This is a genomic window from Ferrimicrobium sp. (genome assembly GCA_022690815.1).
GTDB lineage: Bacteria > Actinomycetota > Acidimicrobiia > Acidimicrobiales > Acidimicrobiaceae > Ferrimicrobium.
The window spans coordinates 1-16,780 of sequence record JALCZJ010000044.1 but is presented as its reverse complement, the minus strand read 5'-3'; the positions used below and the strand labels follow the sequence as shown (position 1 = coordinate 16,780).

At 57.7% G+C, this 16,780-nt stretch carries 15 protein-coding genes and 1 other RNA gene; 14 read left to right on the top strand and 2 right to left on the bottom strand.

The features are described 5' to 3' along the window. Window positions 1-664 precede the first annotated feature (664 nt). The 9 genes from manB (at window position 665) to MP439_10470 (ending at window position 11,304) form a co-directional block, all read left to right on the top strand. Window positions 665-2,026: a phosphomannomutase/phosphoglucomutase gene (gene manB, locus MP439_10510; protein MCI2976486.1), complete on the top strand. Its 1,362-nt coding sequence runs from the start codon at window positions 665-667 to the stop codon at window positions 2,024-2,026. Beyond that, a complete protein-coding gene (locus tag MP439_10505; GenBank protein MCI2976485.1) occupies window positions 2,023-2,331 on the top strand; it encodes a Trm112 family protein in 309 nt (102 codons plus the stop codon). The genes manB and MP439_10505 overlap by 4 nt, the downstream gene beginning before the upstream one ends. Continuing rightward, window positions 2,332-3,369, top strand: a complete 1,038-nt coding sequence (locus MP439_10500; protein MCI2976484.1) for an SIS domain-containing protein — start codon at window positions 2,332-2,334, stop codon at window positions 3,367-3,369. A gap of 271 nt (window positions 3,370-3,640) precedes the next feature. After that, complete coding sequence (gene ahcY, locus MP439_10495) at window positions 3,641-4,918, top strand: adenosylhomocysteinase (GenBank protein ID MCI2976483.1); 1,278 nt, start codon at window positions 3,641-3,643, stop codon at window positions 4,916-4,918. Between the two features lie 275 nt (window positions 4,919-5,193). Beyond that, window positions 5,194-5,745, top strand: coding sequence for a ribosome-associated translation inhibitor RaiA (gene raiA, locus MP439_10490; protein ID MCI2976482.1), 552 nt, complete (start codon window positions 5,194-5,196; stop codon window positions 5,743-5,745). Window positions 5,746-5,793: 48 nt separating this feature from the next. Next, complete coding sequence (secA, locus tag MP439_10485) at window positions 5,794-8,535, top strand: preprotein translocase subunit SecA (GenBank protein MCI2976481.1); 2,742 nt, start codon at window positions 5,794-5,796, stop codon at window positions 8,533-8,535. After that, window positions 8,532-9,635 (top strand): peptide chain release factor 2, encoded by a 1,104-nt coding sequence (prfB, locus tag MP439_10480; GenBank protein ID MCI2976480.1) that lies wholly within the window; start codon window positions 8,532-8,534, stop codon window positions 9,633-9,635. Before secA ends, prfB begins: the two co-directional genes overlap by 4 nt. A 94-nt stretch (window positions 9,636-9,729) precedes the next feature. Continuing rightward, window positions 9,730-10,416, top strand: a complete 687-nt coding sequence (gene ftsE / locus MP439_10475; protein MCI2976479.1) for a cell division ATP-binding protein FtsE — start codon at window positions 9,730-9,732, stop codon at window positions 10,414-10,416. A 6-nt stretch (window positions 10,417-10,422) separates the two neighbouring features. Then, window positions 10,423-11,304, top strand: coding sequence for an ABC transporter permease (locus MP439_10470; protein ID MCI2976478.1), 882 nt, complete (start codon window positions 10,423-10,425; stop codon window positions 11,302-11,304). A 234-nt stretch (window positions 11,305-11,538) separates the two neighbouring features. Here MP439_10470 and ssrA read toward each other — a convergent pair. Next, window positions 11,539-11,887: a transfer-messenger RNA gene (gene ssrA, locus MP439_10465) on the bottom strand. An 89-nt stretch (window positions 11,888-11,976) separates the two neighbouring features. Continuing rightward, complete coding sequence (smpB, locus tag MP439_10460; protein MCI2976477.1) at window positions 11,977-12,477, bottom strand: SsrA-binding protein SmpB; 501 nt, start codon at window positions 12,475-12,477, stop codon at window positions 11,977-11,979. Window positions 12,478-12,549: 72 nt separating this feature from the next. Between smpB and MP439_10455 the strand changes: the two genes are divergently transcribed. From MP439_10455 to rdgB, 5 genes are all read left to right on the top strand, one after another. Beyond that, window positions 12,550-13,002: a M67 family metallopeptidase gene (locus MP439_10455; GenBank protein ID MCI2976476.1), complete on the top strand. Its 453-nt coding sequence runs from the start codon at window positions 12,550-12,552 to the stop codon at window positions 13,000-13,002. Continuing rightward, window positions 12,995-14,176, top strand: a complete 1,182-nt coding sequence (locus MP439_10450; protein ID MCI2976475.1) for an alpha-hydroxy-acid oxidizing protein — start codon at window positions 12,995-12,997, stop codon at window positions 14,174-14,176. The genes MP439_10455 and MP439_10450 overlap by 8 nt, the downstream gene beginning before the upstream one ends. Window positions 14,177-14,261: 85 nt before the next feature. Continuing rightward, a complete protein-coding gene (gene murI, locus MP439_10445; protein ID MCI2976474.1) occupies window positions 14,262-15,212 on the top strand; it encodes a glutamate racemase in 951 nt (316 codons plus the stop codon). Beyond that, window positions 15,196-15,924 (top strand): ribonuclease PH, encoded by a 729-nt coding sequence (gene rph / locus MP439_10440; GenBank protein MCI2976473.1) that lies wholly within the window; start codon window positions 15,196-15,198, stop codon window positions 15,922-15,924. Before murI ends, rph begins: the two co-directional genes overlap by 17 nt. 15 nt (window positions 15,925-15,939) lie before the next feature. After that, the gene (rdgB, locus tag MP439_10435; GenBank protein MCI2976472.1) at window positions 15,940-16,518 is read left to right on the top strand and encodes an RdgB/HAM1 family non-canonical purine NTP pyrophosphatase; all 579 of its coding nucleotides are present in this window, start codon (window positions 15,940-15,942) and stop codon (window positions 16,516-16,518) included. Window positions 16,519-16,780 lie beyond the last annotated feature (262 nt).

Sequence of the window (16,780 nt, the reverse complement as noted above, 5' to 3'; positions counted from 1 at the left end):
CCAACTCCGCGTTCTTTAGCTAGTGACAAGATCCGTGACACCGTCGCATGGGAGATCCCAAGCGATTGGGCGATCTCGTTACGATGCTTCTCAAGTTCATAGTGGAGGCGAATCACCTCCCTGACATAGTTCATCTGGAGTTCCCCACGTTCCTCTCTTCTTTGACACCTGTCGACCTCCTCGTGCAAGAGAACCCCCCTTTGGGATCCCATGGAGGAGTATGGTCGCTTGGTTGCATCTGCCCATCACTTCCAGGAGATGGAGTGCTCTAGTTCCAGGAGATAGAATTAGCGAGTTTCACGAGTTAGCGTTACTCGCTTCCAGAAGTTAGAGTTGAGGAGCTTCAGAAGTTACAGTTGACGGGTTTCACAAGATAGGCCCGTTATCAGCTCTGGCGACCAGCATCGTAGAGTTTGCGGGCCCGGGATGCACACTAGAATCGCTGGACAACCTGGTGAAGCGGTTGACGGCAGTGGAACTGACTGACATTCGAGTTGTGGCGCGCGCTTTTGGACTTTGGCGGTTCTGGCTTGCTGCTAGTATCGCCCTGGAACAGAGAGCCACGCGGTGGGCTAGACTGCGCTAGTTTGGCTCTGCCGCGGGGCTGAGACATCGAGTCGCACCTGTGTGCGCATGATGCAGCGAGAGAGGGTAATTCAAGCGTATGAGCGATATTTTTAAGGCCTACGATGTCCGAGGTGTGGTGCCTGATGAACTCAATGAAGAGTGGGCGCAAGCGATCGGGGCGGCCTTTGCCCAAGTCATAGGGACCGATCAAGTGATTCTTGGTTACGATATGCGGCTTTCGTCCGAGGTGCTTCGTGATGCACTGATTGATGGCTTTACTGGTGTCGGGGTCGATGTTCTTGATCTTGGTTTGGCCTCGACCGATCTGCTCTACTTTGCGAGCGGCAAGCTCGATCTTCCTGGTGTTATGATTACCGCCTCGCATAACCCAGGTAATTACAACGGCATCAAGTTTTGCCGGGCGGGTGCGAGCCCCGTTGGAGTCGAGAGTGGTCTCCGGGAGGTTCATGAGCTTGCCAATACGTTCCGAGCGTCGTCGGTTCCTGTCCACGCCGTCCGAGGCGTTCGCAAAGATCGACCCATGCTCGACGAGTACGTTGACCACGTGCGCTCCTTTGTCGATGTGACCAAGCTTCAAGGTATGCGCGTCGTCGCCGACACGGCAAACGGTATGGGCGGTTTGATCGTACCGCCGGTGTTTGACGGGCTTGGCGTTGGCCTCGAACTTCTTTACCCCGAGCTTGACGGCTCCTTCCCTAATCACCCTGCCGATCCCATCCAGCCAGAGAACCTGGTCGATCTCCGGGCCAAAGTGCTCTCTGTCGGTGCCGATGTTGGCTTGGCCTTCGATGGTGATGCCGATCGAGTCTTTCTCGTCGACGACAAGGCCGCCCCGATCTCGGGCTCAACGACTACGGCACTGATTGCCCGTCGCATTCTTGGCCGATTCCCTGGTGAGACAATCCTGTATAACCTGATCTGTTCGAAGGCGGTCCCCGAGGTGATTGAGGAGATGGGGGGCATTGCCATTCGGACGAGGGTAGGGCACTCGTTCATCAAGGCCGAGATGGCCCGTACGGGAGCCATCTTCGGTGGTGAGCACTCGGGGCACTACTACTTCAGAGACAACTACCGAGCTGACTCTGGCATGATCGCCGCCTTGACGGTGCTCGAGGAGATGGCAGTGCAGGGGTCATCGTTGTCAGAGCTTCGCAAGTCGCTTGAGCGCTACTCGGATTCGGGTGAGGTTAACACCAAGGTACAGAGTACGCAAGCGGTACTCACGTTTGTGGAGAATGCCTATCAGGGCCGTGCCCAGGTCGATCATCTCGATGGTTTGACGCTCGATTTTGGCGACTGGTGGTTTAACCTGCGACCATCGAATACCGAGCCGTTGTTGCGCCTCAACCTCGAGGCACCAACCGATGATGAGGTGTCGCGACGCTCCCACGAGGTGCTGGCGGTTGTGGCTAAGGCTGACTCGGGGGACGTGCGATGACCCTTCCTCCCGACTTTGTGGCCATTTTGGCTTGTCCAGTCGACCATGAGCCGCTGCTTTACCTCGAGGCGGAGGATGTGTTGTACAACCCCCGCCTCAAGCGCAAATATCGCATTGAAGACGACATCCCCGTTTTGTTGATCGAAGAGGCTGAGATCGTTGATGAAAGCGAGCACGTCAGATTGTTGGCGCTTCATGCGAGGCCTAACGCATCCAATCGCAATGGACTATCGACCGACGAGAGTAACGTAACGAGCAGCGATTCTATAAATCCCGCACGTGACGGACAAGGAGAGGACCACTAGGTGCCAGTTGATTCCCAAGGCATGTGGGAGGCGACTCGTGCACTCCCAGAGCAGATGGAGGCCGCGCTCGCAGCGGTCACGACGGTCTGTGACTTCCCGAACAAAGACCACATCGAACATGTGGTTGTCGTTGGCATGGGTGGAAGTGGTATCGCCGGTGACGTAGCCCTGGCAACGGCTGCCCCATTCATGTCGATACCTGTGACGATTGTCAAGGGTTATGAATTGCCGAGCTATGTCGGGAAGCACTCGCTTGTGATTGCGGTGTCGTTCTCAGGTAACACCGAAGAGACGCTCGAAGTCGTGTCCCACGCCATCGATCACGGCGCCAAATGTATCGCCGTCACCTCAGGCGGTGCTCTGGCCGATCTTATCGGAGAGCGCGGTGGGTGCGTGGTCGAGGTCGATGGCTCGATCCCGCAACCGAGGGCGGCCTTTGGTACACTCTCGGTGTCGGTGCTAGGAGTCCTCGACCAGGTTGGTCTGTTCGCGGGGGCGACCGGTTGGGTTAATCTGGCGATTGCACGCCTCAAAGAGCGCCGTCAAGAACTTGACGCCTCGGACTCAATTGCGACGAGCATTGCAACTTCGCTGCAAGGAACGATCCCATTGATCGTGTCATCGGGTCCCATCGGGCAGGTTGCCGCTATGCGATGGAAGGCACAGATCAACGAAAACGCCAAGGCACCGGCCTTTTATTCGGTCTATCCTGAGGCCTGTCATAACGAGCTTGCAGGTTTTGATGCCTACCCAACGATGCTTGAACGCGATCTGTCGATGGTCATCCTCCGTCACGACCACGAGCATCCGCAGATAGCCCGGCGCTATGAATATGCAACGACCAAGATCGGCTCCCGCCTCCGTTGCTGCATTGAGGTGCCAGGGCATGGGGTTGGCGAGCTAGCCAACTTGTTCGATCTCACCTTCGTCGGCGACTACGTGGCACTGTCGCTGGCCAGCGCCCTCGACGTCGATCCGGGACCGATCGCCATGCTCGATGGCGTGAAGCACTTTGTGGCCGGAACCGTAACTGAGTAACGGATTTCCGGCGCCGCGCTCCGGGGCTATCGAGCCGGTGTTGACGGGAGGGACCTGTGCCAACGACGCGGGCTCGGTTGCGATGAGGATTCGTGTTGACGATGCGCTGGTTTTGGGTCGTGCGCGTCGATCTCTTGGGGTGCTTGTTGGCTCAGGGTGGTCATCAGGTAGAGTAGAGGACACGATTAGCGTTGGATTGTAACATCAGTTCAGCGGCACGATCCACACGGTTGGCTAGCAAGTTAGAGATAAACACCAGAGAGGCACCAATATGGACTATGACATCAGTGACATCAGCCAGGCCGATGCAGGCCGCCAGCGCATCATGTGGGCCGATCGGCAGATGCCGGTTCTTGAGTCGATACGTGATCGATTCGCCAAGACAAAGCCACTCGCTGGTATGACGATTGCGGCGTGTCTTCATATCACCACTGAGACGGCCAACCTGCTTCGTACGCTTCAAGCTGGTGGTGCCCAGGTGGTCGCCGCTGCCTCGAATCCACTCTCGACCCAGGACGATGTGGCTGCGTCGCTGGTCAAGCATGACGGCATTGCAGTGTTCGCTCGCCGGGGCGAGGACACCGAGACGTATTATTCGCATATCGATGCTGTTCTCGACGCCAAGCCCCAGATCACGATGGACGATGGCTGTGACCTCGTGTCGCGGGTACATAGCCAACGACCCGACCAGGTGGCGAGTATCGTTGCTGGCACCGAAGAGACGACTACGGGTGTGATTCGTCTGCGGGCGATGGAACAGGCTGGCTCGTTGGGCTACCCGATCATCGCGGTCAACGATGCCAACACCAAGCACATGTTTGACAACCGCTATGGTACTGGTCAGTCAACGCTTGATGGCATCATTCGTGCCACCAATATCCTTCTCGCCGGCAAAGTGATCGTCGTCGCGGGCTACGGTTACTGCGGCAAGGGTGTCGCCTCGCGTGCACGCGGTCTCGGAGCTCAGGTAATTGTCACCGAGGTCCAGCCACTCCCAGCGCTTGAAGCCGTCATGGATGGATTTTCGGTCATGCCCATGGAAGAGGCGGCGCGAGTTGGTGATATCTTCATCACCGTGACGGGGAATCGAGATGTTCTCCGCCCAGAGCATTTTCGAGTAATGAAAGACGGAGCGGTTCTTGCGAACTCCGGGCACTTCGATGTCGAGATCGACCTAGCCGGATTGACTGCAATGACCACCGGTGAACGCCGGCGCATGGTTCGCCCCATGGTTGAAGAGTTTCTGGTCCGTGGAGATGATGGTAACGATCGGCGTGTGCAGGTCATCGCCGAAGGTCGACTGGTGAACCTCAGCGCTGCTGAAGGACATCCTGCATCGGTCATGGACATGAGTTTTGCTAACCAGGCATTGAGTGTGGAGTGGTTGGTAGCACAACGTGCGGAACTATCGCCGCGCGTCTATGACGTTCCACGAGACATCGACGCCTCTGTGGCTAAACTCAAGCTGGCTACCATGGGGACAACGATCGACGAACTCACGCCTGCACAGCGCGAATACTTGGCGTCATGGACGTCCGGGACACAATAGGTTCGGGTGGTGTCGAGGTATCGAGCGGTCCTGCACACACGAAATTGTGGACGACTGGTATCACCTGGAAGCCGGCGGAGCGAGGTTCTCGTGCAATCACAAGACCAGTTCCGGCTCCGATTTGCCGATACCGTCGATAACCGTGATCGATCAAGCGGTGCCCGAGGGGTGACGACGAATGGGTCGCGGGTGTGCTGCGCGCCAGTGCACAACGTTGTGTCAGTGCAGAGAGTTGAACAGTGTGAAGATGGCCGAAGAGTGAGGAGAATGAGGCGATGAAGGTTGAATATCGTTGCAAGGGTTGTGCGCTCAGTGATGAGCACAAGCAGCTGATCGAGGATCGAGTCCATCGGTTGAGCAAGTACCTCGGAGAGGTAGACCGGGCAGAGGTATTCTTAGAACGTTCATCGAACCCTGCACAGAGCGAAAAGGTTCACGCAGAGATCACGCTTCGGTTGGCCAAGACGGTGGCGAGGGCGAAGGGGTCGGCCGATGAGGAGATGGCAGCCTTCGATCGTGCTGAGCATAAGCTTGCCCATCAGCTTGAGAAGCTCAAGGGCCGCTTGCTAGCGCGGAGTCACCCGCACCATCGCGTCGACAAGGCGGTTGATCCATCGCAGCTCGACGAAGTGCCACAAATCGCTCGATCCAAGGCGTTTGAGCTCGAGGTGCTCGACCCGGAGACAGCGGCCGTACGGATGGAGTTGTTGTCGCACTCGTTCTATCTTTTCATCAATTCGCTGACCCAACGCTCAGCTGTCGTCTATCGACGCGGCGATGGCTCGGTTGGATTAATAGATCAGGCAGAGGTACTCGATCCCTCATAAGAGGTAGAGGCTAAACTGCATTAGTGCTTGAAGTCGCCGGGAGTTGACATGGGTTTAATCGATCGAGTTCTCAAAACTGGTGAAGGCAAGAAGGTGAAACGCCTTGCCGACGTCGTTCCCCTGATAAACGAGCTCGAACCTGAGTTCGAGGTACTCACCGACGCTGAGCTTCGGGCCAAGACCGATGAGTTTCGCGACCGGATCGAGGCGGGTGAGACCCTCGAGGACCTGCTGGTTGAGGCCTTTGCGACGGTTCGCGAAGCGTCCAAGCGGGCGATTGGTCAGCGTCATTTCGATGTGCAGCTCATGGGCGGTATGGCGTTGCATTTTGGCTGGATCGCTGAGATGAAGACCGGTGAGGGCAAGACGTTGGTGTCGACCCTGCCGGTGTATTTGAACGCGCTGATGGGCAAGGGTGTCCACGTCGTCACCGTCAACGAATACCTCACTGCGCGTGACTCTGCCTGGATGACCCAGATCTATGATCGGCTCGGCATCACCGTCGGTCGAGTCACCGCTGACATCAGTGATCCAAAACTAAAGCGCGAGGCTTACGCTCGAGATGTTACCTATGGCACCAACACCGAGCTTGGCTTTGACTACCTCCGTGACAACATGGCGACCACGCTCGATGACATGGTGCAACGGGGGCATGCCTACGCGATCATTGACGAGGTTGACTCAATCCTGGTCGACGAGGCGAGAACACCGTTGATTATCTCGGGTCCGTCATCGCAGTCGCCTGAGTTGTACTACAAGTTTGCCGGCGTAGTCCGCACGCTCAAGGAGGGTGTTGACTACGAGGTCGACGAGGAAAAAAAGATCGTCATGACCACCGAGGAGGGGATCGGTAAGGTCGAGAAGGCTCTAGGGATCGAGAATCTCTACGATATCTCGGCCATGGTCTATCTCCATCAGCTCAATCAGGCACTGCGAGCTAAGGACCTCTACAAGCGGGATAAGGACTACATCGTCGACAAGGGTGAGGTCAAGATTGTCGACGAGTTCACCGGTCGAATCCTTGAAGGCCGTCGTTGGTCCGATGGCCTTCATCAGGCGGTTGAGGCCAAGGAACGGGTGCGGATCCAGGAGGAGAACCACACGTGGGCGACGGTAACGTTGCAGAACTACTTCCGCCTCTACGAGAAGCTGGCCGGAATGACCGGTACCGCCGAGACTGAAGCTGCCGAGTTTGCCTCGACGTATGGTTTGACGGTGGTCCCGATTCCGACCAATCGACCGGTTGTCCGGGTCGATCAAGGCGATCTCATCTACAAGACTGAAGAGGCGAAGTTTAACGCCATCGTCGACGATATCGAGGCTCGCTTTGAACGTGGTCAGCCGGTGTTGGTAGGAACTATTTCGGTCGCCAAGTCCGAGCTGTTGTCCAAGCTGTTGAGTGCCCGCTCGGTTCCGCATGCCGTATTGAACGCTAAGCAACATGCCCTTGAGGCCGAGGTTGTTGCGCAGGCTGGCCGACTGCATGGGGTGACAGTGGCCACCAACATGGCTGGTCGTGGCGTTGACATCCTCCTTGGTGGCAACCCGGAGCGGCTCGCGCTTTCGGAGCTGTTCAATAACGGAGTTGACCCAGCGAGTGAAGAGGGCCAGCGCCACTTCGAAGAGGCGTTAGAGAAGTACCAGCAGATCTGTGCCGAAGAGGGAGACCAGGTACGACAGCTCGGTGGCCTCTATGTGATTGCATCGGAGCGTCACGAGTCACGCCGGATCGACAATCAGCTGCGCGGCCGTGCTGGTCGCCAAGGCGATCCAGGTGAGACCCGCTTTTACCTCTCGCTTGAGGATGAACTGATGCGACTCTTTGCCGGAGGCGGGGTCGTCAACTGGGTGATGGGCAAGGCCTTCCCCGAAGATCAACCAATCGAGGCCAAGACGGTTTCACGCGCCATCGAGCGTGCACAGGCCGCAGTCGAGGCCAAGAATGCCGATATCCGTAAGGATGTGCTCAAATACGACAAGGTCCTTGACGAACAGCGCAAGGTGATCTACGAGCGCCGACGTGAGATCCTCGCGGGCGAGGACCTTGAGAGCTTCACGGTTGCGTCGCTCGAGCGGGTGATCGACCGGCTCGTTGAGACCTATCTCCCTACGGAATACGAGGATAACTGGAACATTGAAGAGCTGCTGGAGCAGGTCGTGCTCTACTGGCCGACCGCCTTTGTCCCCGAGGATCTGCACCAGGCCACCACGAAGTCACAGGTGAGCGCGTCACTTCATGCTGAGGCACTTGAGTACTACCAGACCAAGTGCGCCAGCCTGCCGGTAGAGGCAGGCGAAGAGTCAGGTACCGCGGCTCGTGAAATTGAGCGACAGGTGTTGCTCTCGGTCGTGGACCAACACTGGCGTGAACATCTCATTGATATGGACTATCTGCGAGATGGGATCAACTTGCGTGCGATGGGGCAACAGGACCCACTGGTGGCCTGGCAACAAGAAGGATACGACATGTTCCAGGAGCTCATGAAGCGAATCGAGGATGACTATATCCGCTACGTTCTTCAGGTGCAGGTCGTTGGGCCAGAGATGCAGGGTATGGACCTCGGACAGGCCTCCTACTACGGGGCGACTGACCCCGGTGATGCCAGCCTGCTTGAGTCCTTTCAGGCAGCTCAAGTTGGACAGGCGAGCGCTGTCACGGTAGCTGAGCGACCGGTAACCGATGTCGAGGTGAACTCGCCGTTGGTCAAGTCCGACGAGGAGCGCGTTGGTCGAAACGACCCCTGCTACTGTGGCAGCGGTCTCAAGTACAAGCACTGCCACGGGAAGTGAGCGACGCAAGCGATCGCCTCGATGTGCTCGAGGCACGGCTTGAAGCTGCCAAGCGATACCTAAAGATCGATGATGCTGAGGTGCAGCTCGCTGAGCTTGAGGCCGAGATGGGAATGCCCGACTTTTGGTCTGATTCCGAGCGAGCGCAGTCGATCTCACGCCGCTACACCCAGCTCAAGGAGGATGTCTCGCTCCTTGATGCGATCCAAGGACGTATCGATGATGCTCGGGTTCAGGCCGAGTTCTTCGAACAGGGCGACCTCGAGTCAGGCCCAGAGCTCGAAGCGAGCCTGGCCTGGATTGGTTCAAAGCTGGCCCAGCTCGATATCCGTGCACTCTTGTCGGGAGAGTTCGATGAGGGTGATGCGATCGTCGAGATCCACGCCGGTGCCGGGGGCACGGACTCCCAGGACTGGGCAGAGATGATGTTACGCATGTATGAGCGCTATGCCAGCGATTCGGGTCTGAGCTATGAGCTTGACGAGGTTACACCGGGTGGTGAGGCGGGAATTTTGTCGGCCACCTTCATCGTCAAGGGGCGCTACGCCTATGGTCTCCTACAAGCTGAACGAGGAGTTCATCGGCTGGTGCGTATGTCCCCGTTCGACTCCCAACACCGTCGTCACACCAGCTTTGCGTCCTTCGATGTAACGCCGCTCATGGATGAGTCCTTCGAGGTCAACATCGACGACAAGGATCTTAGGATCGATACGTACCGATCTTCTGGGGCCGGTGGCCAGCATGTCAATGTGACCGACTCAGCGGTTCGTATCACCCACTTGCCCACGGGGATCGTCGTCTCCTGTCAGAACGAGCGATCCCAGCTCCAGAATAAATCGAAGGCGATGCAGATTCTGATCTCGAAGCTCGAGCAACGGCATCGAGACGAGTTTCGAGCCCAAATGAGCGCGATCGGTGGGCTTCAGTCCGAGGTGAGCTGGTCAAATCAGATTCGCTCGTATGTGCTCGCGCCCTATCAATTGGTCAAGGATCATCGCTCGGGGTACGAAGATCATAATGTCAGCGAGGTTCTTGACGGCAGGCTTGGCCCGTTTATCCAGGCGTTTCTTGAATGGAGACGATCAAATGATGCCGATTGAGACGCGGTGCAATCATTCGGGTGTTAGGATGTGTCGAGACGTCGAGGTCACCCCGCTGGGAGCGTGGCCGTGTTCGACACAAAGGAGTTCTTGAGTGATCAAGTTTGAGAATGTCTCCAAATCGTATTCCAAGGGCAGCCCGGCCGTACGGGACGTATCTTTTGAGATCGATCGAGGCGAGTTCGTGTTCTTGATCGGGTCATCCGGGTCTGGCAAGACAACCCTCATTCGACTGATGATTCGTGAGGAGAAGCCCGATGATGGGACTATCTGGGTGGCCGGCAAGAACCTGGTGACGATGCCGAACTGGAAGGTTCCGCATTTCCGCCGCAATGTAGGCGTCATTTTCCAGGACTTTCGCTTGCTGCCGAACAAGACCGTCGGCCAAAACGTAGCTTTCGCCCTCCAGGTGATCGGTAAGCCCAATCGGTTCATCGCCACGCAGGTGCCCCAAATCCTGCGCCTTGTGGGCCTCGAGGATAAGATCGATCGATTCCCCCATCAACTTTCCGGTGGTGAGCAGCAGCGTGTGGCAATCGCACGAGCCTTTGTGAATCGCCCGTTGATCCTATTGGCGGATGAGCCGACGGGAAACCTTGACCCGGAGACGAGCTGGGGAGTGATGAACCTCCTCGAGCGCATCAATCGGACCGGCACAGCGGTCGTCATGGCGACCCACGACGTGGGGATCGTGGACTCAATGCGTCGCCGTGTTATCGAGATCGACGATGGGCATCTGAGCCGTGATCAGGTTCGCGGTGTCTATGGGTTGGGTGTGTAGCTGACGATGTCGGTCAAGTATTTTGCTGCTGAAACGGGTACGAATCTCTGGCGCAACCGGCTGATGTCGCTTGCTGCTGTTTTCACCGTTGCGATCTCATTGTCGTTGGTTGGGTCAGCGCTGCTGATCAAGCAGGGCGTCTCTACCGCGACCGCAGAGTGGAAGGGCAATGTCCAACTCTTGGTTTTCCTCCAACCAAAGATCTCGCCGACTGAGTTCACCGCCGTTGAAGATCAGCTGCATCAACTCCCTGCGGTGAAGAGCTTCTCGTATGTGCCGCGAGCTCAAGCCTATTCCGATTTTCGACGCTTGCTGGCGAACCAGCCGGACCTCGTCAACGCGGTGCCTGAGTCCGCTGTTCCGACCTTTTTGCGAGTGTCGCTGGTGAACCCTGCTGAAACGAGAGCGGTGGCGGCGATCTTTGAGGGCCAACCAGGGGTAGATACGGTCAACGATAACTTCTCGGCGATCAACACCATCACCACCGTTTCGAATGTGGCACAGACGGTGATCTTGGCAGTGGCCATCATCCTGCTCGTCTCTGCAGCGGTGCTGATCCTTAATGTGATTCGCGTTGCCATCTTCTCGCGCCGTCGCGAGGTGGCGGTCATGCGGTTGGTGGGGGCAACCAATTCGTTTATTCAGATCCCCTTTATGCTTGAGGGTCTGGTACAGGGTCTCATTGGAGCCCTGGTGGCGACCGGGGTCGTCATCGCTGTGAAGTCGTTGATCGGCTATGCAATCGCCCACTTCAGGATGCATTTGCTAGAGGGCTTTGTCTTGACGAGCCACAACTTGATTGAGACCATTGTGGTCATCGTTATTGCCGGCGTTGTTGTTGGTACTCTTGGTTCCACTATCGCCGTTCGCCGTTTTCTTTCAGCTTAATTGACTGCCAAAGCGTATGCGGAGGGGTCATGGGCGTGGCACGTCCTGGTTTTGGGCGTCGTGATGGTTCCAAGGTGAGCGCCCAGAGTCGATCCTGAATCCAGCTTTGGATTGGGCGCGCCGTAAGCGGTGCTCACAGCTGGGTACCATCCCCGTACTCGCGATGATGACATGCCTAAAATGAATTTGTTGGTAACGATCAAGAGGCCACCCCCTTTGGGGTGGCCTCTTGTGCCGTGGAGGTGGCGGGAGTCGAACCCGCGTCCCTTGGCGCTTTCATGATTCTTCTCCGAGCGCAGTCGGGTATTAGATCGGTAGTGCTGTCACCCGACGGACCACACTATCGTTTTCTTGATTGATGTCCTCCAAGGGCCTCAAGACGAGCCTCTTGGAGTAAGCGTCTATTTATAACGCCCCATTCAGGTGTCGACGCGACCACCTGAGGGGACGTCACCGAGTTTTAAGCGGCGAGTGCGAACGAAGGTTCGGCATTTGTTTTGTTTTCCGGCTTTTTAAAGTGCCTCCGGAGAGCACTGCTCGCTTCTCTCACAAAGTCGTCCAAAGTCGAATCCGGTACACCCCCTTTCAAAGGGCATTCTAGTCGGTTCCAGGTGGTTGTCCTGATGGAGTTCGGCAACCCTTTGCACTGGGTCGATGACCCTTTGCACTGGGTCAGCGATACTGCGCATGGAGACGACGCATCTCCATGGCGGCGTCACGCTCTTGCAGTACGTGTCGCTTGTCGTAGGTTGTGCGACCACGGGCAAGGGCGAGTTCTACCTTAGCGAGGCCGTTCTTAAAGTAGACCGACAACGGAATCAACGCGAGGCGATCCTGTTCGAGTTTCCCGGTCAACCGGTCGATCTCGAATCGATGGAGGAGCAGTCGTCGCGTGCGTTCAGGACTGAACGCACCGAATCCGGTGGCCTGCGCGTAGCTGGCGATATTCATCTTGAGGAGCAACACCTCGCCGCCTTCGATCCGAGCATACGAGTCACGCAGCTGTACCCGGCCTGCACGAAGCGATTTGACCTCCCCGCCGACCAGTTCGATGCCAGCCTCGAAGGTCTCGAGAATTTCATAGTCGTGTCGAGCCCGACGGTTTTGGGCCACGACCCGGTTGCCGAAGTGGTTAGCGTCTTGCGTCTTCTTTTTCTTCGCGGTTCGTGGCATTCTTGATCACAATCTCATGGATAGGCTCATGGGTGGGATGGTCCGCTTGGTACGCTGGTCACAATGGTCCAGATGCCGGCTTCAACCAGGGATATCATCCTAGCACATTGCATAGCGCAGTACCCTCTTGAGGCCTGTGGCATGCTGCTCGGGGATCAAACCAGCATCCTTGAGGCCTACCCCTCACGCAATGAGGCGCGTTCCGCCCGTATCTTTGTCGTCGATCCAAGTGACGTTGCTAGGGCCCGCGAGCTAGCCGTCGCTCGAGGGCTGCACGTGGTTGGCGTCTACCATTCGCATACTAACTCAGAGGCCTTTCCATCGCCGACGGACGTTGCTCAGGCCCCCGATCCCAGGTGGTGGTACGTAGTCGTCTCACTGGCCCGCCCGCTGGCGGAGTTGCGGTGTTACGCCATTCGAGATGGAGTGGTCGAGGAGCTCGATATCTGGGCATCGACCGGCGAGGAGTCAGAAGACTCGCCGACAGATGATCTAGAGATGCGCAAGGGAGCTTCCGATGACTAAACCTTGGCTTGGTCGTGATCTGGTAGCGGAGGCCTCTTCGCACCTCGATGTGGGACGGGCTAGGTATTTTTTCGGGGCAGCTGACCGAGAGTTTTTGATGCACCGAAACTATCGCGCGTGGCATCGGTATGCGTTGGAGCCGAAATATCTTGACCGCCCCAAGCAGGTGACGACGTCGACGAAGTTTGGTTCCAGAGCGTTATCTACTCCGCTGACAATTGCACCCATCGCCTTCCAATCGCTCCTTGACCCGACGGGGGAGCCAGGGCTAGCGTTTGCGGCTGGGGTTGCCGGTGTTGGCTACACCATCTCTACTCGATCGAGTCGCCGATTGAGTGCGATCGCGGAGGCGTTCGCTCTGGGCCAACAGCTTGCGCCCGAGGAAATTGCTGGTCTTGACGAGCACCATCGGGCGCTGGTCGAACCCTGGCAACACCAACGCCGAGGCGAGCTGTGGCTACAAGTGTATCAAACCGAGAACCCAGGGTTTACCACCCAGCTCATCAAGGGCGCCGCCGGGTTCGGTGTGCGTGCTGGGGCACTGACGATCGACACGCCACATCTTGGGGCGCGCTATCACGACCAACGCAACAACTTCTCCCCAATGGATGCCCTGCGCCAGGTGCTTGACCCGGTCGATCAGGACGGCCCCGCGTTTGGTGATGGCTTCTCTCCTGCAGAGATCGAGCAGATTCGGGACCTCGATTTCGGCCGATTCATCGCCGAGTGCGATGCCGCTGGCCTGGATCCGATCGCCAAAGGCATCCTGTCCCTTCATGATCTCGGGGTGATTCGCCAGGCACGACCTGGGCGTGACCCGATCATCCCTTGGGTGTCGAACCATGGCGGACGCCAAAGCGACCTGGTTACGACCACAGCAGAGTCGCTTGCGCGGTTCGCCTCACAATCTCGCCAAGATGCGATGATCGTCGATGGTGGGATCGCTGATCCGACGGATGCATTGGTGGCGATCGCACTGGGCGCCAAGGTCGTGGCGCTCGGACGCCCGGTGATGGCGGCTTTTGCGCTGGGCGGGGTACTCGGTGCGATGCAGTACCTGATTGAGTTTCGCGACCAGCTCCTCTCGCAACTGACGATTCTCGGTTACGCCAGCCCTGATGCCCTTGCAACGGGTTCGTCGACCCGTATGCGCACTGTAGGCGATGATGGCTAACCTCATTGGGGCAGGGGATCGACGTTGCACTGCGACCACAACGCGGTCACCCGAACAATCGACGGTGGTTCAGTGTGGAGTTGTGGTGGATGATCCAGCATCCACAGGGGCAGCACCAACGGATTGGTCGAGGTCCGATGACCTGATTGGTCAAGAATCTGGCGATGAGGTTATCGCCGTCTTCGATTCGGGCTTTGGTGGCCTCAACATCCTCGAAGCGTTGGTTGATCTGTTGCCCGGCGAGCACTTCGTCTATCTTGGCGACTCCAAACGCTCGCCCTTTGGAGACCGAGAACCCGCGGAGGTGCTCGCGTTTTCGCTCGAAATCCTCGCCTACCTGAGGACCCACTATCGGCTGAAGTTGATCGTGGTAGCCTGCAACACCGCATCGGCGATTGCGCTCGATGCGTTGCGTGCCAACAGCGATGTTCCGGTCGTGGGTGTGATTGATGCGGCGGTTAGAGCCATCGGTCAAGCAACGAGCACCCGCAGGGTTGGGGTGGTTGGAACCGTTGCAACAATCCGGTCGGGCGTGTACCAGCGACGACTTGCCCATGAGACGGTGACGGCGATTGCGTGTCCAGGGTTGGTCCAGTACGTCGAGACTGGTGCAATCGATCACCCGAGTCTCTTGGAGCTGATGCGACACCTGCTCAAGCCCATGAGCAGCGCCGCCGTGGATACGGTGTTGCTTGCCTGCACACACTACCCCTATCTTGGCGCCCAGTTTCATGAGGTACTCGGCGACACCGTCACGTTGATTTCGAGTGCGGAGGAGACGGCCTTCGAGGTTCGAGAGCTGCTGATGAGGCCGGGGCAGGTGCAATCTACCCAGGGGGCGGTGCACGTTCTGTGCACAGGACCAGTTGAGGACTTTCAACGGATCGGGCGAAGGCTTTTCAACGGGACTTTAGACTCCATCGAGCACATTGAGCTGGGAGACCTCGCCGAAGCCGACCACCAATGGATGACGAACCAACCGGCCCAACCTGGGTCGAAGAAGCGACAGGAGTATGCCGATGACCAGGCGTCATGACCAACGAGAACCCTTCCAACTCCGAGATGTCGCACTGACGCTCGATTACACCGAGATGGCGCTCGCATCCTGCTTGATCGAAGTCGGTAAGACCAGGGTGATCTGTGCCGTCTCACTCGAGGATCGGGTGCCAGGCTGGCTGCGAGGCAAGGGATCGGGGTGGCTGACGGCTGAGTACTCGATGCTACCGTCAGCGACCCGCGAGCGCACGCCGCGAGAGGCTGTGAGAGGCAAGCAAGGTGGGAGAACCGTCGAGATCCAGCGACTGATCGGGCGAGCCTTGCGCTCGTCGGTCGACTTGAAGCGTCTTGGAGAGATGGAGCTGGTGGTGGACTGTGACGTCATCCAGGCTGACGGGGGTACTCGAACTGCATCCATTACCGGGGCATCGGTGGCGCTTCGTGTGGCGTTGATGCGTCTGGAGAAAGCCGGCAAGATTCGTTCAGGGGCGTTGATGAGCACCCTTGGTGCGGTCTCTGTCGGTATTGTCGAGGGGCAGCCGGTGCTCGATCTCGACTACCACGAGGACTCCTCAGCACAAGTCGACATGAATGTCGTGATGAATGGCGAGGGTGAATACGTGGAGATCCAGGGGTCAGCAGAGGGGGCGACGTTCTCAAAATCACACCTTGTCGATCTGCTTAAGCTGGCGGAGTCCGGTATCGGTACACTGATCGCTCTTGGTGATGAGGCGATCGCTGGCCTCGCCTAAGACCCTGGAGGACCGATGAACGTAATCGAAATCGGCCTTGTTACCAGCAATCTGAACAAGGTCGCCGAGATGCAACGTCTCCTGCCAGCCAATGTCACGTTGGTTCGCCTCGATCTCGGAGACGTTGAAGAGACCGGTGAAACCTTTGAAGAGAATGCCACGCTCAAGGCGATGGCAGGGCTCGCGCTTGCCCCGTTCGCCATCGGCGAGGACTCTGGTCTGATGGTTGACGCGTTGGGTGGAGCGCCGGGGGTCTACTCCAAGCGCTACGCCCCCTCTGACGCGTTGCGCATCGATCGGATGCTTGCCCAACTCGGCCCTCACGATGATCGTCGCGCCAAGTTTGTCACTGTCATCGCGCTGGCTCATCGCGAAGCGGAGACCAGGTTATTCCGTGGTGAGGTTGGGGGTCGGATCGCCAACGAGCCATGCGGGAGCGCCGGGTTCGGCTACGATCCCATCTTCATCCCCGACGAGGGTGATGGCCGTACGTTTGCACAGATGACGACGGACGAGAAGGGAAGCATCTCGCATCGGGGTCGGGCACTCAAGGCCTTGCTTGCCTACCTGGTCGCGCGCTTCGACGACTCGTGAGGAAGCGATTGCTCCTGGAGCGCCAGTTGATGGGCTCAAAACTGACAGTGCAGTAGCCGACAGTGGGGCAGCGCACGGGCACGCTACCGATACGGCTACGTTGATCACTCTTGAACATAGTTTGCCATCATGTCTCTAGAGCAAGGTCAGTACCTATTGGGTTGTGGCACAAGAGCTTAGAGTCCACTCAGTGACACTACACCGATGGGAAACAAAAGGACGTATTGATCCTCCTATGCACACCACAACGGGGGTACGCCCA